Raw genomic sequence first — 21667 nt, 5'->3', positions numbered from 1 at the left:
AAAGCGTAAGGCACGCTTCCCTACTACTCTTGGTTCACGGAATACGCAGGGGCATGCCATGAGAACGGGAAAGCACAATTCGAAGCGGATCGCTCTTCACCTTCTCAACACATCTATTCTTAGGAAAGACGATATGGCCGGGATCCATACTGACAACAGGCAACGCCGCTTGGGGTTTACACTCGTCGAACTGCTGGTGGTCATCGCCATCATTGGTATCTTAGTGGCACTCTTGCTGCCGGCTGTTCAGGCAGCCCGCGAAGCCGCTCGGCGAACGCAATGCACTAACCAACTGAAGCAAATCGCGCTCGCCGTGCACAACTACGAAGGCTCGTTCAAGAGGGCTCCGGGCGGCTCCTCCTACCCGAACTACTACGCCAACAACAACTATTGGAAGAATGGCGAGCGAGTGGAGTGGAACTGGATCACCGCCATCCTCCCGTTCATGGAACAGCAAGCCCTTATGGACTCGTTCAGCACTACCTACGGAGCCACCACCGGCGTGTGGCCCGGTGATGGGGCGGTTACGGACCTCAATACGAACAATGGTAAATGCGCCGCCGCTCGCATCCCCACCATGCTCTGCCCGAGTGATCCGTTCGCGTCGATCACAATGAAGGCCCCGGGCGAGCTTAAGAAGTTCTGGGTCGAGAACCCCGACACAGCTCAAGGCAGTTCGTACATGGGTTCGATGGGGCCGACGATTCAAGACGTGTGTGCCTTCGACAACGCGGCCGATGTTTGCATGGGATCGAACTGGGGTACTCCCACGGGATTAAGTCACGCCCCGTGTTTTGGTTCGAAGAACTGTGTGCAACAAGGAACCGGAGTTGGTTTCATCAATCGCGTTCCCAAAGGGATCGCGTTCCGCCGGGTGACCGACGGCCTGTCGCAGACCTTCCTTGTTGGCGAGACTCTGGCCGACGACAGCAATCGCAACTGCATCTTCTGCGCGAACACCCCGCTCGCGAGTACTCAGACGCCGATGAACACTCAGGCAAGTTGGCGAGATGGCGATCCCGATGCCTACTATGTGTTTAACGGATTCAGAAGTGCTCATCCGTCGGGTGGTAACATGGCGTACGGCGACGGGTCTGTGCAGTTCACCCAAGACGATATCGACTACCGCATGTGGAACTACCTGGGCACAACGGCCGGCGGTGAAACCGAAGGCACTCAAGCCCTCAAAGGCACTGGCGGGGGAGGTGGTGGACGTGACTAAGTCCAAAACTGCACCAACGCTCCTCGTGACGTTGGCCATCCTGCTCATCGCAGGCTGCGGCGACTCGCGCTACCCCATGACCGAAATCACAGGCAAGGTGACCTTCAATGGAAGCCCACCACCAAAGCCAGGCCGGATGGCGTTTCAGCTTGTCCCAGGCTCTGGCAGTGGCGAACTTCCGTACCGGCCAGGCAGCGCAGCATTCGGCCCCGACGGCGAGTTTCAGGTCACCACTTTTAAGAAAGGGGATGGCCTCATGCCCGGCACGTACGAAGTTCGCGTGATCTGCCTGGACGGGCTCCCCGGACAGACAAAGTCCTACGACGACGTGAGCCTCGTCCCCGCCGATTGGAAACCAGATAATCTCGTGGTCACCGGCGAAGAGAGCTCGATGACCGTCGACTTTGATGTCCCGCCGAAGAAGTCGAAATAGTTTGCGGGCGCACGACTTCGCGCCTACTAGGGCCACCTACCTCCGAAGATTCGCCCACTTAGCTTACGGAAACAGAGAGAATGGCAATGTGGTCTTCCCGTCGGCGTAGCGGTGCGCGCACCGATCGCCCTCACCGCGACCGGCCCCGTGCACCTCGGGGCCCGCGATCTTTCGAGAAGCTCGAACAGCGGATGGTACTTTCAGCGAATTCGTACTTCCCCAGTCAGCTCGCGGCTGTGTGGAGCGACGATGGCTCAGTCCTGGGGGACTACAACCAGGACGGCAGCGTTGGACTGGCTGACTATACGGTTTGGCGAGACAATCTGGGCAGCACGGTGAACGTTGGCTCGGCCGCCGACGGAAACGGCAATGGGAAGATCGATTCCGCCGACTACGCTGCGTGGAAGACCAACTTCGGTAGCACTTCTGCTAGCCATCGCATCGAGCTCACCTGGAACGCCATGCCGGGAGCCGAATCGTACAACATCAAGCGATCCGACACGGTCGGCGGACCGTACGAAACCATCGCAACCGGCATCACGGGCACTGGATTTAGTGACCCGGTAGCTGCAGGTAGCGAGTACTTTTACGTGGTCAGTGCCATGACCAGCGAGAGCGAGAGCTTCGACAGCAACGAAGCGACGCCCCCCACGGTGCTTCAGGCCGAGAATGCCACGCTCTCCGGCGCAATCGTCGCCACGGAAGAGACCGGCTACTTCGGCAGTGGTTACATCGAGTTCTTATCCCCTTCGAACTCCACCGTCGAGTGGCAAGTCAAAGCGGCCCACATTGGCAGCCATGTCCTAACGTTCCGCTACGCCTTGGTCGCTGCCGAAGGTCGCGACTTGGCACTCATCGTCAACGGGGCAACCGTCAACCCAACCGTCGAGTTCGAAGCAACCGGTGATTGGAGCGTTTGGCAAGAGCTGACCGTGACCGTTGCGCTCCAGGAGGGCGTGAACTCCATACGCTTGGCTACGACCGGCGAAGGTGGCCCTCACCTCGACCGCCTTATCGTGAGCCCTGTGGACCCGATCACGACGGAGCTCAGCCGGCTGCGCCGCCCGATCACGCCCGACCAACCGATGTGGATTATCCACATCGATACGTGGAACTACGCCGACCCACAGAAGATCATCGATCTGGTACCCGAAGACATCCGCCCCTTCGTGGTGATGAACATTTCGATCTCCATCAGCCACGACGTCGCAACAGGCGACTGGCAGCGACTCGACGACGCCTACGAGACCGCCAAGTCCTGGCTGCGTGTCATCGCTCAGAACAACATGTGGGCGATGATTCAGCAGTCCAGTGGCGGATTCGCCCACTTCTCTGATTTCGACCTGAGCGTCTACGAGGAGTTCTACCGCGAGTATCCCAACCTGATCGGTTTCAATTACGCGGAGCAGTTCTGGGGCTACAACGACCCAAGCGATCCGCTGTCTCCCAACTGGATGGACCGCATTACGCACTTCGCCAACTTGCTGGAGCTCAGCAATCAGTATGGCGGTTACCTCGTTGTAAGTTGGTGCGGAAACCAGTGGAGTCCCAACATCAATCCGATTGCGATGCTCAAACGCAATCCAGCGTTTGAAGAGGCCAGTCGCAAGTACACGGAAAACTACATCCTCTTCGAGAAGTACACCCAGCAGTCGTACCAATACGACATGGAGAGCCTAACCCTCGGGGCCTATCTCTCTGGCTACAGCGGGCATTACGGCATTCGCTACGACGAAACCGGCTGGACCGACGCCAATGGCAATCACGAGAACTACACGCTCGTTACCGGCGCAGCACCCCAACTTGAGCACGCGATGCTCACGGGCCAAGCATTGGTGGACGGTCCTGAGCTGATCTGGCGCGACAACTTCCGCGAACTCAGCAACGGCTCGGCGGGTGGGGGTTACACGCAGCGGCGATGGGATACTTTTACGCAGTTCGACAACGTCAGTATCGATCTGTTCCGAAAAGTGCTCGACGGAACGGTCCGCATCCCCACACGCGAAGAAGTCATCGAGCGAACCAAAGTGGTCGTCATCAACGACGTCAACTCTGGGAGCGTCGACGCCATCTACAGTTCGCCCGAGACGTTGTTCGAAGGACTCTACAATGTCGAGGGCGATGGCAATCTGCTCAACAACACGAGTTTCTTCAAATCGACGGGGCGTTACCCAACGATCCCAACGGTCTATGCCCTTGCCGACGAATTGGCTCAGTCGTTTGAGGTCCAGGTCAATCGTTCGGACTACAACAATCGCTGGCCGACTGTCGCCGCGAAGGCGGACGAGTTCGAGTCGCTGTTCGCCGAGGAGTACACGGGTGACCTCTACGCTGGCCGCCACGAGAATGGTTGGGTTGCCTACAATCCCTTTAAGACGGACCAGCTAGCCAGCGCGAGCATTCCATTCAAGTACAACACCAGCGATCGGATGGAGCTCACCTTCTCGCAGTACACCGCGGGCGTCGTGAAGGAGTTCGCCGATTCGCTGACGTTCTACCTGAACAACTACGACAATGTCCTCGACACCAGTCTGAAGACTAACACCATCACCATCTATGGCAGTACCACCGAGCCAACGTGGGCGTTCGCCGATCGAGGCGAACATCAGGCGAGTATCGTCACCAGTGACTGGTCCAACGGTGTCTTCACTCTCACAGTGCGCCACAACGGGCCCCTCGATATCACGGTCAACGCCGCCGGGACGGCGACCAACCGGCTCACCGAGTACACGCCGGCGACGATCGTCGCGCCTGCAGTCCCCCTGCCCTACACCGGTCCACTGCAATACGAAGGCGAACACTTCGATTTCCGCAACACAGCGGGTTACGTAGCCAATGCAGCACTCGACACTCCCGGCGTCGACAACTTCACCGGGCAAGGCTACATCCGCTTCGGCACGAACTCTGCCGCCGCCGTGCGCGACACGGTCACCGTCCTGAAAGACGGCGACTATCGCCTTCAGACGCGTTACTCGCTCACAGGCTCGAACGTCAATACGATCGATCTCTACGTGAACGGCGTCAACCTCGGCGCGCCCTCGTTCGTTCAAACAGGCTCCTACAGCAACTGGTCGGTAGCCGAAGTCACCATTCCTCTTAACGCCGGGGCGAACACCGTCGAACTCCGCGCCCGCGCCACCGCGCCGAGTTCCGTCTACTTCGACAACATCGTCGTCGCCCCGACTGCTTACGGCGACGGGATTGTGATCCAAGAGGGTAGCAACGGCTTTGCAGGGGTGGACGGAGTCGTCAGCTCGAACCAATCTGGCTTTACCGGCTCCGGTTACTTGGACACGATCGATGCCATCGGCGCTGGTGCCAATTGGGCTCTGTCGTTCAACTCGTCCCCCGTGAAGACTTTCACGGTACGCTACGCGAGCAACGTTACTCACACGGCCGATCTCTACATCGACGGCGTGAAGGTCGCCTCGAACGTTCAATTCCATTCCACCGGCTCCCTTTCCAGTTGGGACTATATCACCATCAACGCCAGCGTGCCCGCCGGCGATCGGGCGGTTCGACTGGTAGCCTCGACCGCGTTCGGTCTACCAAACATCGACAGCTTGGAAGTGAAGGGAGGAGTTGCATGGCTCGAAGGATCGGCGCCTGTAACGCCGATGTCGCTCACTGCAACCCCCGCTTCAACGACCCAGGTCGACCTTACTTGGTGGACAACGCCAGGGGCGGAGTCTTACGTAATCAAGCGAGCCACTTCCGCCGGCGGTCCGTACGCCACGATCGCCACTGGTGTGACAGGGACGAGCTATAGCGACACCGCGCTCGACGAGCTAGAAACCTACTACTACGTCGTTTTGGCCGTTAACGCACAAGGCGAGAGCCAGCTTAGCTCTGAGTCGACGGCGACAACACTCACTTCTTCCCCCCCAGCAGCACCCAGCAACGTCGCGGCGGCCGTCCTTGCTTACGACTCAGCCCAGATCTCCTGGCACTCCGTGCTGGGTGCCGACAGCTATACGGTGAAGCGGGCCATCACGCCCGGTGGCCCCTACGTCACCGTGGCCCTGAACATCGCGGGCAACACGTTCAGCGACAGTGGTCTCTTCGCCGACACGAACTACTACTACGTCGTCTCCGCAACCAATTCGATTGGCGAGGGTGCGAACAGCAGCGAAGTGATGGCCCTGACCGATGCCAGCGCAAGTCTTCCACCGGTGGCAGACACCTTCGTGCGCGACGGTGGTAGCGCGGATGCAAACTTTGGTTCCAGTGACCAGCTGGTCGTCAAGTACGACGGGGGAACCGGATTCAACCGCAATACCTATCTCCGCTTCGACGTGCGTGATCTCGCCAATGCCCAAAGTGTGCTTCTGAAGCTCATTCCGTTCCAAGTCGACGCCGCTAATGCCTCGATCACCTTCGAACTATTGAGCGACGACAATTGGAACGAGCAGTCCGTCACCTGGAACAACCAGCCGGCGGGCTCGGGGAACATTGTTGCCACGGTCGGCAACTACGTGGTGGGCCAAGCCAAGTTCATCGACCTGACCGCCGTGGCCAAAGGCGAAGCCGCTGGCGATGGCATCTTGTCGCTCAAACTCACGATGACGAGCGCGGGCAACAACTTCGTCGGCTTCCACTCGTCCGATGTCGCGAATGCTGCGTTACGCCCGCTACTGCTTGCGACTTTGCCCCATGTCGACTACCCCCCGCCCGCCACGCCCTCGGGGCTCGTTGCTTCTTCCGGTTCCTCGAACCAAATCGACTTAACCTGGCCCCCCGCCAGCGGCGCTAGCAGTTACAACATCTGGCGAGCCGACTCGGTTGGGGGACCCTACACGCTCATTGCTACCAACGTAACGTCTACTCAGTACGCTGACCTGGGCCTCGCTGATGGTGCTATCTACTACTACCGCGTGACGGCCCTCAATGGCTCGGGCGAGAGCGGGCTGAGCAACGAAGCCACCGCCACTACCGGTAGCGCCTTCCAAGAAGCCGGTGGCGTCGTGTCGATGGAGGCAGAGAATGGCTCCATCGGTAGCTCCTGGCTACTGGTGGCGAACGCCGGTAGCTCAAACGGGCAGCACATCGTCATCAACCCGGCTTACAATCACACCGGCACCACCCCGGCGAGTACATCTCCAGAGAGCATCGCGTCGTACGAGTTCGACATTTCCACCAGTGGGAACTACCGCTTCTGGTTCCGCATCGTCGCTCCTTCGGCCGACGACGACTCGTTTTTCTGGCGTGTGGACAATGGCAACTGGGTGATGGAGAACAATCGCGCTGGGAGCGGCTCGTGGTACTCCACCGAGAGTCCGCAAGTCGATACCCTTAGCGCCGGTCGGCATGTTCTGGAGATCGCCTATCGCGAAAACGGTACCGGCCTCGACAAGTTCGTTCTCCAGCTCGATAGCCTACCGGCCCCCTCAGGAGTCGGCCCCGCCGAAAGTGCCAGAGGCTCTTTGCTTCGCTCTGTCGCTGCCTTCAGCAGTTCAAGCCCAATCCGATCGAACACCAACGCGTTCACGCTCCTGGCATCCAGTTCCACGGCGTTCGCGGCGTCGCCCACGAGCCGAGAAAGCTCTGCCCCAGAATCGTTCGACACCTCGCACCTGACTCTGCTACTGGACCGCTACCTCGAATCGGAAGGCGAACTCACCGAAGTTGATTCGCTCGCTGCCGACGCCGCTGGTAACGACGCGTCGGCTGACGAATCATGGCTCGAAGAACTTGCTCTGAATTCGGCCGACAACCTGACGGACGGCATCGTGTGAACCCGCTGCTGAGCCGATGTGGTACACTGCTGCCGTGGCTCTTCGACTTCCGTGCAACAGGAACCTCGTCATGCTTGTCCTTCGGTACGTTGCGGCACTTCTTACTTTTCTGCTGTGCTCTTGGTCCGCTCCGCAGGCCCTCAGCTCTGAAACTGGAGAGTACGTACTTTGGTACGATCGCCCAGCCGAGCGATGGGAAGAGGCGCTTCCCATCGGCAATGGGCGTCTCGGTGCCATGGTGTTCGGACACCCAACCAAGGAGCGACTGCAACTCAACGAGTGCACGCTCTGGGCAGGCGGTCCCTACAACCCGGTGAATCCTAAGGCCAAGCAGGCGCTGCCCGAGATTCGGCGACTGGTGAACGAGGGCAAATTCAAAGCGGCCGAAAAGCTGGTCGACAGCGACGTCATCGCCATCCCACGAGGGCAAATGCCTTATCAAACGATTGGCGACTTGCAGTTGACCTTTCCGGACGCCGAGTTCACCGACTATCGCCGTGACCTCGATCTCGATCGCGCAATGACCACTGTCAGTTTCGTGTCGGATGGAGTTCGATTCACTCGCGAAGTGTTCGCTAGCGCACCCGACAAGGTGATCGTTATGTGTCTGACCGCCAGCAAGCCCGGGAGCCTTTCCTTTCATGTCGGGGCCAACTCGCCTATGGAAGCCTTCGCTGTTTCGACCGAAGGAAACGACACCTTGCTTCTTGACGTTGGCGGAGGCAACTCCGGGGGAATAATGGGAGTGGTTCGCTGCCAAACGCGGATTAAGGTCATTGCCGACGGGGGTAACGCATCGGCAACTCCGGACGCCATCGCCATCGAAGGTGCCGACTCCGTCCTGCTACTGATCTCCGCCGCGACGAACTACAAGAACTTTGAGGACACAAGCGGAGATCCTGTCGCGATCACCAAGGAAGTTATCGAGTCGGCCTCGGCAATGAGTTACGACCAGCTCGTCGATGCTCACCTCGCCGACTATCAATCGCTCTTTCGCCGCGTCCGCCTCGAGCTTGGACAAACGGAAGCCATCGAGCAGCCCACCAACGTTCGTATCGAGCGTTTCGCGACCGGCGATGATCCTCAGTTGGTTGCACTCTACTATCAGTTTGGACGTTACTTGCTCATTTCGTGCTCGCGACCTGGTTCGCAGCCTGCGACGTTGCAAGGCATTTGGAACGCCAGCACCAATCCTCCGTGGCAAAGTAAGTACACGATCAACATCAATACCGAGATGAACTACTGGCCCGCCGAGTCGGGCAATCTCGCCGAGTGCGTGGAGCCACTCATCGCGATGGTTGAGGACCTTAGCGTGACAGGCGGTCGAACCGCCAAGGAAATGTACGGAGCCCGCGGATGGGTGACGCATCACAACACCGACCTCTGGCGAGCAACCGCCCCGATCGACGGACCCAATTGGGGCATGTGGCCGACCGGCGGCGCCTGGCTTTGTCTTCATCTGTGGGATCGTTACGAGTTCAGCGGCGATCCAAAAGTGCTCGAACGAATCTACCCCCTTCTGAAAGGTTCGTGTCTGTTCTTCATCGATACGTTACAACCGGACGCGACCGGTAAGTGGCTCGTTACCAACCCGTCAATCTCGCCCGAGCTCGTTCATCCCCAAGGCTCTGCAATCAGCGCAGGTCCAACAATGGATATGCAGATTCTGCGAGACCTGTTCGCGAACACCATCAAGGCAGCTGAGCTATTGGGTGTCGACCCCGAGTTTCGCGAAGAGCTTGCTGAAACGCGGGCACGGTTACTTCCCAACCAAGTCGGTGCGGCAGGTCAGCTTCAAGAATGGAAGGACGACTGGGACATGCAGGTCGGCGATCGACATCATCGCCATGTATCGCACCTTTATGGACTGTTCCCGGGACGCGACATCTCTCGACGCAGCACACCAGATCTTGCCGATGCCGTGAAGAAGTCGCTAGAGATGCGCGGCGATCGCTCCACCGGTTGGGCCACCGCGTGGCGTATCTGCCTATGGACTCACCTCGGCGATGGCGATCGCGCTTACTCAATCCTGCAGAACCTCATCACGCCCGAACTCACCTACCCGAACATGTTCGACGCACATCCTCCCTTTCAAATCGATGGCAACTTCGGCGGCGCCGCGGGAATCACGGAGATGCTGTTCCAAACTCGCCCCGGCGAAATCGAACTCTTGCCGGCACTCCCGTCCGCATTGGCTAATGGCAGCGTCACCGGTTTACGCGTACGCGGAGGAATCGAAATTGATATCGCCTGGAAAGACAGCAAACTGGTTTCCGCGACCATCCATTCGACGACCGATCAAACGCAGTCCCTCTCCATCCGAAACACCGATCGCGAAGCGAAAATGTCGCTGCCTGCAAAAGAAATGGTAACGCTCGACGGGCAGCTAAATCGAGCGCACTAGTCCCCGCCAGAATCCAAGGATTCGGACGTCGCACGAGAACCGCCACCGCCGATCTATTGCCCGCGCTACTTCACGAGGGCCATTTGTTCTATTAACGTCGCCATCGACGTAATTGCTGCCCAAGTGCATGGAGTTTTAAGTCAAAGGCCTCATCGCTGTTAACGGTATCACGACTTTTCTTGGGGGCGGAACTCTCAGCGACCCTTTTTCTAGCGACTTCGCGGTAGCCTGCGTCATCGAGGCTTTCGAGAGCTAGATCGACAGCAACTTTGATGCGTTCAATAGGCGACTCCTCCCGGATCACGGAGTCAGATTTCGCGAGGGTTGCCAGTCCAGTCGTTACGGGGAAGCTCGGGCGGATGCTCGATGGCAGCTTTTCCGAGGCGCCGATCTCGACCGACGGCAGCGAGCCAGTGGGAACGGGCTCGGCGTCGCCTACTAAACGATCGACCAACGGTGCGACATTAAGTTGGGCAACGGTCAAGTCGATGCCCGCAAGCGACTCCATGAGCGTACGACTGGTACCGAGCTGATCGCGCCATACGGAGAAATCGGCGAGGTTAACGCGCCCGTCGCCATTTCCATCGGCGCTCAATCCTTGACCGGTAGCGCCAAACTGGAGCTTCCATATCGAATAGTCCGCTGCGTCCGTGACTCCATTTCGATCGTAGTCACCAAAGCCACGCGGATCTTGATTGAGCCAGAGCTGGCTTTTTGATTGAGCAATACCAGCAAAGACGATGTCGACGGTTCCGTCGCCATTGATGTCACCAACGGCAACTCCTGTGCTCTGATAACCTCCGTTCAGTGGCAAGTATTGAGTGAACGATCCATGATCGTTGAATAGCACTCGCGAAGCTAGGTTACCGCTCGAAGCAAGGACGATGTCCAGATCGCCATCGGCGTCAAAGTCGGCTAGTGCCACGGCACCTGCACCACCTGCTGTGGCGGTCTGCCAGCTTGCGACGAGGCGGCCATACCCGTCGTTCAAGAAGATGGTATTGGGCGATGTATCCGAGCTAACGACGGCATCCAGACTTCCATCTCCGTCGATATCACCAATCGCGACGTCGGTGCTTCTACCAACTCCAAGGCGTTGCCCAGAGTCGACGAAGTTGCCCGTTCCATCTCCCCACCACAGCTGGTCAGAACTACCATCGCCACACGCCAGGTAGAGATCAAGATCGCCATCGCCATCGAAGTCACCCACTCCGGCTCGAACGAGAGAGGTTGGGAAAGCGAAGGTGCTGGTTCGTTGAAGGGTACCGCTGCCCGAGCCAATCAGCACTCGGCTGGGCTCGCCGACGTTCAGCTCGATAATGTCCTGAAACCCGTCGCCGTTTACGTCAGCCAGCAGTAGGTCCCTGGTCCTGGTGTTCCCGTTGTAGGCCAGCTGGATAAGCGAAGTTCCACTGGCCGAGCTTTGCACTAGCCTCGTCGTTTCCAATCGATTCCCTAACACTGATTCGACGTGCTGATCGCCATCGACATTGCCCACGGCAATGGCAAAAGTGTCAAAGTTGGCGGTGTTGGTATTTCGCCGTTGGTTGAAAGCTCCTGTCGCACTCTGGAAGAATATCTTTGTTCCTTCGAAACGGTACGAAAGAATGATGTCGACACGTCCATCGGAATCGAAGTCGGCGAACTTCACGTCGGTCCCTATGCCGGAATAGAAAGTCGCGTCGCTCGGGGTGAACTGGGCTCCACCAACGACTGCCTTGGGCTCAAGTTTTTGTACGGAGTAGTCTTGATTGTTCGATCCATCAATGTCGAGTGCTGAAATGCTCGGCTGAACGCTGGAACGCCAAGTGAGCGACGCGTCGGAGGCTCCGCGAAGAAAATCGGACGTGCCAGGCATCGCACTGAATACAAATCGCAGCGAGCTGCCAGCGGGGAGATCTACGACGGACTGGTAGGCGCTGGCCGGACCCTCGAACGACTTCAGAACCGCAGCCCCGTCTGAACTGTGCACCTCTAACAGTTGCAAATCCGTGGCCACGAGCGGCAAGTTCGTGGTCACGATGGCTTGGTACGCATCGGAAGGACCGTCATTGCGAACGGTTACCACGTAAGTCGAAGGCTGGCCAACCGCCGCATTGGGCGTAGAACGGGTTTCGACGGTCAGATCGGTGGGCTCGGAATTAAGCCACACCTGCGTTCCCAACTCAGCGGCAAACACGGCGTCTAAGTCGCCGTCGCCGTCCAAATCACCGAGCGCCACGTCCCAAACTACGCCTGTTGCCAGCACCTGCGTGGGAGAACCGCTGAGGTAGGATTGGCTTGTCCCATTTCGACCAGCGACTAGGGCGTCGACAATCCCATCGCCATCGATATCGCCGACGGCGCCGCCGGCTCCCATGGGGGAGACTAGACTTGGTCCCGGGGTAAAGTTTGCGAGGCCGTCATTTATCCACCATCGATTCACGTTCTCGCTGACGGAGAACACGTCGAGGTCACCGTCGCGATCAACATCGCCGTAGAAGATTGGCTTCAGCGAATAGTCGACGTTATCCAAAACTTCGTCGTACTGCGAGCCCTTCACCAATGCCTTGCCAGGCTCGGCTCCGAGGTAGACGGTACGATCGTCGCGGACCCAAGCAACGAAGGCGTCGGGCACTCCGTCGCCGTTGAGCTCTCCAAGGTTGGCACCACGCCAGCGTGACGACGTGAGCGTGAACGACTGCGTGGACAGATTACCGAGACCGTCGTTCAGCCAAACACGCCAACCGTCACCCGACCAGACATTGACGGCCACATCGAGATCGCCATCGCCATCGATATCGACCGTCAGTGCTTCAATACCGTAGCTGTTTCCAAAAGACTGCTGACTGTCAACGAACTTTCCGGTGCCGTCGTTCCAAAACAATCGCTGAGAGTTCTGCTGAGTGGTAATGAAGGCATCCAAGTCGCCGTCGCCATCGAAATCGCCCAGTGCGACATCAGTGCTTGACAGCCCTTCGTCAAATACTTGGCTGGTGGGTGTAAACCATCCGCGCCCATCGTTGATCAAGACTTGATTCGCTCCTTCGCGATTAGCCACAAACGCGTCGAGATCACCGTCGCCATCCAGATCGCCCAACTCAACGCCGCCGACTTGAGTGGCTCCGTGCTGCTGACCTGTATTCTGCAGAATACCGCTGTTCGGGACACTTGGAAGCTGGGCGATGGTTAGAGCCACCGAATGTTGGTTGGTTGGATTGGTGTCAAGCAAGCTGTCGATGGGAGCGATGGTTGCGCCGCTCGAAAGCTTCATGTTTGCAACCATGCCGGGGCCGAGGCTCGGGGGCGTCTCCGCGGTGACCTCTAACACGATGGATGAGCCGGCGGGCAAGAAGACCACCTCTTGCAAGAGAGAGCTAATGGCTCCTAACTGCAAGCCCGTTGTGGCACCCCCCGTCAGTGCGATTGCCTTGAGTTTCAGGTTCTTAAGCAATGGGTCGTAGTGATCGACGAACGTAGCCCGTGTATCGCCCGTTCCATCATTGCGGAGTTCAATTCGATAAGTGATGAGTTCGCCACGATAGAGGTCGGGCGGTGCCGTCTTCACGACCGACACGTCCGCAATTTCGGACGCATCGACATGACGCCATAGGCGCGTAGGTTCCGTCTCCGAGCTGGTAATAAAGTCGATGTCTCCATCGCTGTCCAAGTCGCCGAATGCTGCGGAGCCCACGGATGCCATCGCTAACACTTGGTGATTGGTGACGAATCGACCGGTACCGTCATTAAACCACGCGCGGCTACCGGCGCGATCGATAATCAACGCATCCAAGTCTCCATCGCCATCCAAGTCGAGTAACTGAGAGTCGATCACATTGCTCGAAGCAATCCCTGCCGCTAGAAGGTCTTGGCGGGTTGAGAACTTGCCCCTACCGTCGTTGGCGAGCACAGCGCGGCCTACAAGAACATCAAGGTCGCCATCATCATCAATGTCCCCCAGGGTGCTGTTGGTCCAGAAAGTCTCGAGGGACTGAACACTTTCCGAGAATTGACCGAGGCCGTTGTTTGTCCAGACCCTTGTTGGTCCGCCGCTTAAAATAGCATCGAGATCTCCATCGCCATCAATGTCTCCAAGGTCGATATGCGTGGAGTTGTTTGTTGGTACAGAGAACGCCGTCGGGCTGAATTGCGCTTGGCCATTGTTCGTCCACACACCGTCAGTCGACACGGCATCTAAATCGCCATCGCCGTCCATATCTCCCAATGCAAACAGCTGCGACCTGAACGATCGACCCATCGGCCCTTGAGGCAGAAAGTGACCTGAGCCATCGTTGAGCCAGATGACACTCTCGTCGTCATGCGACGAGTTGCTGGAGACGAACAGCAGCAGATCCAAATCTCCATCGTTATCTAAGTCGCCGAGCACGCCACCCGTGTTGTAGCCAAACCCAAGCACCTGTTCCGACGCGACGAAGTCGCCGTGCGCACCAAACCACACCGTCGATGCCGTATCTCGATGCAGAATCAGTACGTCCAGATGCCCGTCGCCATTGAGGTCTGCGACCTTGGTTTGCGCGTACGCGTTTACACCGAACTCGTGCCCGCTTGGTGTGAAGTGGCCGGTGCCGATGGGGGCCGCCACGACGCGGACGTCGGCATCCACCGCGGAATTGTTCGCGGGCTCCAGATCGGTGCCCTCGCCTAGCTGGGTGGAAACACGAATGCCATTGCTGATGATCGCTTCCGACATTCCGTGATCGGAGAGATACGATGCGGCGGTAAGTTCGATTCTGTAAGTAATCGACGCGCCAACCTGCAAGTCGACGGTGTCGACAAAGCCACCGGTCAGCGTGCCCAAGTTCAGGGAAGAAGAACTTCCCGGCGAGGCTTCGATACTCACTAGCTTTGCCGACGCCACAGGCCCTGAATAGCAATCGCTGACCTTCGCCCCGAATACGCCGCGAGGACCATCGTTACGCACGGTGACGAAGTACGTGACGGTTTCGCCCGGCGCAACCGACGTGCGATCGGAGGTCGAATCTACCTTCAGGTCGTAGGCGCGCGGCGAATCGAGATTGAACCATATGGCGACGCCTTGGTCGGAGTAGTTGACCACGACAGCATCGATGTCGCCATCCGAATCCAAGTCGCCAAGTGCGAGGGAGTTGGCCCAACTGGAGCCAAGCGTGGCACTGGCGAGTACAAAGTTGGCATTTCCATCATTCAAGTAAATGGTGTTCGGTACGTTGCCCCCCACCGCAAACAGGGCGTCCAGATCTCCGTCGTTATCGATATCGGCGAACTGCACCTGCTGAGCGCTAGATACAGTGAGCGATTGGGCATGACGAGTAAATCCCCCCAGTCCGTCATTGATCCACACGGGACGCTGCGCGCCGGAGAAGAAGGCGTCTAGATCGCCATCTCCGTCGAGGTCGACGAGGTTGGGAATGCCATGGTAGTTGTTCCCATCTGCGGTAAACGATCGCGCGAAGGTGAACTGGCCGCGTCCATCGTTTAGCCATAGTTCGTTGGTGTTGTCGCGGCCGATGAGGTCCAGGTCGCCGTCGCCATCGACGTCCCCTAACGTCACTCGATACGGAAGCTCCTGATTGGTGTAAGTAAGCTTGCCTTGCCCGTCGTTGAATAGTACTAATCCGTAAGTGATAAGGTCCGGCGAGCCGTCGCCGTTCAGATCTGCGGCGACTGTCTGCGATGTTCCTCGCCCCGACTGATTGCCCGGGATGGCCTCGAATATGCCTTCACCGTTGTTCCGCCAAGCGGCCGTGTTGGCCACTGCATCCAGGTCGCCGTCGCCATCGAGATCGACTAAGACAACTCCCTCCGTGTCGTCATTTCCAAGTCGCTGGCCGGAATCAACAAAGTTGCCGCGCCCATCGTTCCACCACACGGTATCGGGTTGTCGGTCCCGATTTCCGATGAACATATCGAGGTCGCCATCTCCATCGATGTCTCCTAAGGCAACATCCCCCACCGCACGGGTGTTGCCGAAGCTGTCTCCAAGTTGGGCAAAGGTGGCATTGCCCCCCGTGGTTGTCAGCCTGACCAGATCGCTATCCGCCAACAGGTTGTCGATCGGCGTCAGTTCTTCCACGCCCACGGGGGTCGTGATCGACGCCGTGCTCCACACAACTGTGTCGGCAGATTCGTACGCGGTTCCCGCCGCCGCTACAAGGGCCTCGAACTGAAAAGTGAAACTACTGCCAACCGGCAGATTGAGGGTCCCGTCGAGTCGATAGCCATTCGCCGAGATCAACCCGAAATTCGCGCTAGCACCTCCAGTCGGGGACGCCGATACGATATGCACATTGGTCAAGTTCCGAGAGAAGCGGTTGAGCAACGCCGCACCGACGACGGGCGCGGGCCCGTTGTTCGTGATGGTAAGGGTGTAGCTAGTGGTTTGCCCCTGCACGACGGTGCTGGAGGGTGAGGAGTTACTCACGGATAGATCGACGAAGTCGCTGCCCGATCCGTTGAGCCATACCTCGTTGGGAACACCCCCCGAAGTATACTCCCCGCCGACGAAGAACGCGTCGATATCGCCATCCCCATCCAAATCGCCAACGGCGCTGGCGCGGGTCTCGAACGTTCTCAGCGATTGCCCGGAGTTGCTGAATACGCCCGATCCATCGTTCAACCACAGTTCGCGCCCATCGAGCAGAATGTCGATGTGGCCATCGCTATTGAAGTCGGCCACGGACACGTCGGACGCGGCAAGGTTGCCTAGCGATTGCCCGCTTTGGCTGAACCGTCCAAGACCATCGTTCAGCAAGATCCAGGTGGTAGAACTGAAGGAGTAGACGATGTCGAGATCATCGTCATGATCCACGTCGCCCAACGCAACTCGGGCGTAATCCTCCGACGGATCTAAGTTGACCCTCTCGAAGAAACCATCGCCACGATTCACGAACAGAACGTACCCATACACCAAGTCGATATCGCCATCCCCATCGATATCACCGGGGGCCACATTCACCGCGCGCGATGACCCCACCTGCACGCCTACAGAGAATCGACCGGTGCCATCGTTGAGCAGAATGCTGCCATACCCCCAGTCGGGGACCAGATCGAGGTCGCCGTCGCCATCCACATCGGCCAGCGCACCGAATGGGATGGAGTTGTCTCCAGGAAGCGAACTCGCATGGCGGGTGAAGACGCCCGCTCCGTTATTCAGCAGCACATGACCCGCTACGGCATCGAGGTCCCCATCGCCGTCCAGATCGCCAAGTAGAACGTTCCGAGCGTACCCTCGGTCGGGAGGAGTCACACCTTGGGCGAACGTTCCGTCACCGTTATTGAGCAACACGATGGACGGCGAAAGATTGTCCACTCCGATGTAGGCATCCAGATCGCCATCGCCGTCCAGGTCGCCCATGGCAATGGACATCGATTCGGCATTCGGAAAGACTTGCGGCGACACTTGCAGCAACCCGGTCCCGCCCGTCGAAGCCAGTTCGAGCCGATTCAGTTCCGTGGCCGAGTTGTTGGAAAGATCCCCGTCAAGCAGGCCTTCGGGCGGGGTGAGATGCGCGACAAGGCCGAACGGTACATCGTTTCCAGCATTGGCCGCCACCCGCACTTCGATCTCATAAACTACGCTACCACCAGCAGGTAAGTTGAGCGTGTCGTCCAGCACTGCCCCTAGAGCACCCACTGAGTGTGACGACGTCGCACCGGGCGAGCGGGTAATGGAAAGAAGCTCGATCTGATCGAATCCTGTCAGTTTCGCAAGAAGCTTGGCATCGACCACTGCCGTGCTGGTCAGATTCTCCGCGGTCACAAGGTACCGAATCGTATCGCCCGAACGGAACTTGCTGCTGGAAGGTACTTCGTCGATGCGTACCGCGATGTCGAGCGACGCATTCAGCCAGACGCGGTGGCTCTCGTTGTAGTCGGAGTTAAGCTCTAGAAAATCTATGGCTCCATCGTTATTCAGGTCGCCGGCCACGACGAATGTAGTGTTGTCGTCGCCGTACTCTACCGTGGACAACGAGAACACCCCTGTTCCGTCGTTCACAAATACCCGATTGCGGTCGCCAAAGGCAGTAACGCAGGCCGCTACAAAGTCGATGTCGCCGTCACCATCAAAGTCGGCGGCAGCCAGATCCCGCACATGATTGGCCGCCATGAATTGACCAGAGTCTTTAAACGTTCCACGGCCATCGTTCAACCACAGGCGGACGCCCCCATTGTTTGCAACTACGAAGTCCAGATCGCCATCGGCGTCAAAGTCTCTCAGCTCGATATTGCCCGCGACGTTCGCACCACGAACGGCAGTGAAAATCCCATGGCCGTCGTTGAAAATTACCTGGTCGCCCAGAACGCCATCCATATCCCCATCGCCGTCCAGATCGCCAAGTTCTACCATTCCTCCCAACGATAGCGATTGCCCTGTCGACGACAGATTGCCAACGCCATCATTCATCCAAACGGACTCGGTGCGGGAAACCCCGGCCACGAAGACGTCTACGTTTCCGTCGCCGTTCAAATCGCTGACGGCAAGTGAGCTGGCTCCACCAGCCAGCGGAATGTTGAGCGAATCGACCAAGTGGCCGCTGCCATCATTGAGCCAAACGCGGAGAGCAGGCTTGGCCGTAATGAAGACAGCGTCCAAGTCCCCGTCGGCATCCATGTCAGCAAGCGCAACTCCAACGGTGGCATCAAGCTGGGAAAGTGCCTGGGCATTGACCTTGAATGTCCCGTCTCCATTGCCCAACCAGACAGCGTCCTGCTGATTTGGGAAGTTCGTATTCCCGTACCTAACCGCGATCACGGCGTCCAACACTCCATCGCCGTTCAAGTCGCCGAGTGCCACCCCTTCCACATTGAGTGGAGCCGGACTACCGGTTGCAAACACATTATTGAAAGCCGCCGAACCTCCCGTGGCTGCCAGGTCGACGGCCATCGACGAGCTTGCGCTATTATTCAGTAACTGGGGATCGAGCCATCCGATAGGTAGCTTGGCTTCCGACGAGGCAACGGCCGTTTGTTTCGCGGAATGGAAGGGTGTCCCTGACGGTGCGACGCGCGCCGTGAAGTGATAGGTGACGGTCGAAACGGCAGGCAATGTGAGCGTATCGTTTAGTCTCGACCCGAAGCTGCCGGTAGCGGCGACGCTTACTGCGCCGCCCAAGGTATCGATGGCCACCAGCACGGCGTCGACCAAGTTCTTGGTAAGCATTTCGCTGAAGTTGACGCCCGTCACATCGCTGCGAGTTGGATTCGAGACGGTAACCGAGTACGTGAGTAGCTCGCCCTCCTGCACATGCAGCGGCAATGGTGTTCGCTCAACGGATAGGTCGACTAGTTCGGGGAGCGAAGCGTTCACGAAGACTCGATTAGCGCCGAAAAAGTTGCCAATCAGCAAATCGACATCGCCATCACCGTCAAGATCGCCGGTTGCTCCACGTTCCCCCGCGGAAAGCGGGAAGCTTTGCTTACTATCCGTGAATGTGGCAAGTCCGTTATTCAGCCACAGCCGGTCCTTTCCATTCCGATGAATCTGGAAAACGTCAAGGTCGCCATCGCCATCAAAATCTGCGACTTGAACATCTCGAAGTCCGGCGGTTCCACTTTCGAGGTAGCCAGCAATGGTGCTGAAGTTTCCGGTTCCATCATTGAGGCGAACTGTCGTCCGCCCCGACGCGTTACTGTCCAGAAAATCGACATCCCCGTCGCCATCAAGGTCTCCTAGTTGGACGAAGTTTTCGAACGAACCCCGGCCGCTGTCGTCAAACACACCTGCGCCATTATTTAAGAGCACTACCTCGTCGCCCACGATGTCGATATCACCATCCCCATCCACATCGGCCGCTTCTGCGGAAGCATGTCTGCCTAAATTGATGTTTGTGTAACGGTTGAACGTTCCATCGCCTGCACCGAACCACATGCGAGACTGACGCGAGGCGTCAAGCAACGCAACGTCTAGAGTGCCGTTGTTGTCGAAGTCCTCGAGCAGCACGACACTGCCACCTGGCTCATACTGGTCCGCGGTAACATTAAAGCGCACTAAGGATACGGTGAAATTGCCAGAGCCATCGTTCAGCCAGAGTCGACTTCGATAGCCGGCCGAAACAACTGCATCCAAATCACCATCACCATCCACATCACCAAGGGCAACTGCACCACGATTGCCATCACCATAATCTGGGTGAGGATCGGTGCTCAACCTTTGCTCGGAGTCGTGAAATAGGCCCGTGCCGTCGTTCAGCCAAATCTGATTGTTCTTACTTCCCGGCGAGACAAAGGCGTCCAAGTCGCCGTCGCCGTCGAGATCGCCCAATGCAACATCGCGGGTAGGCCCGTCCCCCAGGCGTCGAGATGAGTCGACCAATCGGCTACCGAGCGTTGGGGTATCGAGCAACAGTTGCCGTTTGTCGATGGCAACGTGTTGCGAGGCGTTACCGATGGTCTGCGTACCATTGGATTTGACGTCGATCGTTAACGTTACGAAATCGCCCAGCTCCAGCTCAGGATGGTCCATCGCCAGCACGGAGGTGGCGAGCCGATAGACTACGCTGGAGTTGCCCGGCAGGGTAAGCGTGTCCTGCAAGTCGTCTGCGATCGCACCCGGGGTCAGCGTATGAGTGGCTCCAGGGGATGCCGTGACGCTCAGCAACGTCAGCCCCACTGCGGGACCTCCGAGCATGCCGGCTACCTTTAATGAACTGACTTGCCAGTTGCTGTTGTTCTCGACGACGACCTCGTAAACAAGGTTGTCGCTTGGCGCTACCCACTCACTGGCTGGCACACCCACCACGCGCACCTGGACCTTGGTATCCGAGTTTAACCAAGCTACCGGCTGCGACGCTCCGTCGGCAAACACATCCAAGTCTCCGTCGCCATCCAGATCCGCGACATCCATCTCGTCAATCGTCTGAGTTAGAATGTCTGGCGACGCGACGAATCCGCCCGACCCGTTGTTCAGCAGCAGTCGCTGTGAGGTCAGGATATCTAGATCGGCGTCGCCATCGAAATCGTGTAATCTCACGTAAGCTCCTACGACGTCGACCTCAACCGCGGACTTGGCGAACTTGCCCGTCCCATCGCTGACCCAATAGGCGGAAGGTTTGCTACTGGTTGTCAGTGCTATGTCGAGGTTGCCATCGTTGGTGATATCGCCGACCGCAAACTCCCGGGGACTCGCATCACTCCATTCAAGAGTGTCTCGCAAGACATACCCGCTGCCATCTCGCAGCCATATTTGTCCTTGGGTGCTACTACCGGTGACGATGTCCTTGTCGCCATCATCGTCCAGATCAACAATTTGGGCGTAAGTCAGACTACTGGGCTGGAATGACGGGACTACGGCCGCGGTAAAGACTCCGCTGCCATTATTGTAGAACAGCCCTGCACCTAGCAGCAGATCGAGGTCACCATCGCCGTCTAGGTCCCCGAGCTCAACGGTTCGATTCCTTTCTTGACCAAGGTTTTGATTCGTGTTGGTAAATCCAGACCCCGTGTTCTTCCACACTCGAGCGCCGAAGCGGCCCGACCCGACCACGTCCAAATCGCCATCGCCATCCAGATCGCCCAACTCCACGCGATAGTTTGTGAAACTGGTACTCCCGGAGTTGTTAAACTGGTAGGTACCCGCCGCAGTGAAACTACCCTTGCCGTTGTTTCTGTAGAGCGTTGCAGGGGAGTTGTTTCTCCCCTCGGCGATCGCGTCGATGTCGCCGTCGCCATCGATATCGCCCAGCGCGATATCATCGAGATTGAGTTGACCTGCGAATTGAGCAGTCTGAACAAACTGGCCCGTGCCACCTACTCCAGGAAACAGGCCGGCCAGTACACGTCGGCCTTCCAGTAGCTCGAACGTCAGACTTCTGCTCCGGCCGGCACTTTGGCGACGGTTGTGCCGATTAAGGTGCGATCTTGATGCCTTGCCGCTTCGAGGCTTCCATCCCATAGCA

The 21667-nt window shown here is 58.1% G+C and carries 5 protein-coding genes; 4 read left to right on the top strand and 1 reads right to left on the bottom strand.

Annotation, left to right across the window (positions count from 1 at the left end; all coding sequences use genetic code 11):
* Nucleotides 1–133: 133 nt before the first annotated feature.
* From SH292x_RS05460 to SH292x_RS05445, 4 genes are all read left to right on the top strand, one after another.
* A complete protein-coding gene (locus SH292x_RS05460; RefSeq protein WP_442484575.1) occupies nucleotides 134–1222 on the top strand; it encodes a DUF1559 family PulG-like putative transporter in 1089 nt (362 codons plus the stop codon).
* Nucleotides 1215–1655, top strand: coding sequence for a hypothetical protein (locus SH292x_RS05455; protein ID WP_442484574.1), 441 nt, complete (start codon nucleotides 1215–1217; stop codon nucleotides 1653–1655). Before SH292x_RS05460 ends, SH292x_RS05455 begins: the two co-directional genes overlap by 8 nt.
* A 191-nt stretch (nucleotides 1656–1846) precedes the next feature.
* Nucleotides 1847–7390 (top strand): glycoside hydrolase family 98 domain-containing protein, encoded by a 5544-nt coding sequence (locus SH292x_RS05450; RefSeq protein WP_442484573.1) that lies wholly within the window; start codon nucleotides 1847–1849, stop codon nucleotides 7388–7390.
* 70 nt (nucleotides 7391–7460) lie between these two features.
* Nucleotides 7461–9794, top strand: a complete 2334-nt coding sequence (locus SH292x_RS05445) for a glycoside hydrolase family 95 protein (protein ID WP_442484572.1) — start codon at nucleotides 7461–7463, stop codon at nucleotides 9792–9794.
* 91 nt (nucleotides 9795–9885) lie between these two features.
* Here the strand turns inward: SH292x_RS05445 and SH292x_RS05440 are convergent, their stop codons facing one another.
* Nucleotides 9886–21663: an FG-GAP-like repeat-containing protein gene (locus SH292x_RS05440; RefSeq protein WP_442484571.1), complete on the bottom strand. Its 11778-nt coding sequence runs from the start codon at nucleotides 21661–21663 to the stop codon at nucleotides 9886–9888.
* Between the last annotated feature and the right edge of the window lie 4 nt (nucleotides 21664–21667).

Source organism: Aeoliella fuhlenseeensis, assembly GCF_052161615.1.
Taxonomy (GTDB): domain Bacteria; phylum Planctomycetota; class Planctomycetia; order Pirellulales; family Lacipirellulaceae; genus Aeoliella.
Note: the sequence above shows the minus strand (reverse complement) of the source record. Positions and strands in the feature narration are given on the sequence as shown.

Excerpts from the sequence above, each read along its gene's own strand:
- SH292x_RS05450 (WP_442484573.1), top strand. The coding sequence starts at position 1,847 with ATGGTACTTTCAGCGAATTCGTACTTCCCCAGTCAGCTCGCGGCTGTG.
- SH292x_RS05460 (WP_442484575.1), top strand. The coding sequence starts at position 134 with ATGGCCGGGATCCATACTGACAACAGGCAACGCCGCTTGGGGTTTACA.
- SH292x_RS05445 (WP_442484572.1), top strand. The coding sequence starts at position 7,461 with ATGCTTGTCCTTCGGTACGTTGCGGCACTTCTTACTTTTCTGCTGTGC.
- SH292x_RS05440 (WP_442484571.1), bottom strand. The coding sequence starts at position 21,663 with ATGGGATGGAAGCCTCGAAGCGGCAAGGCATCAAGATCGCACCTTAAT.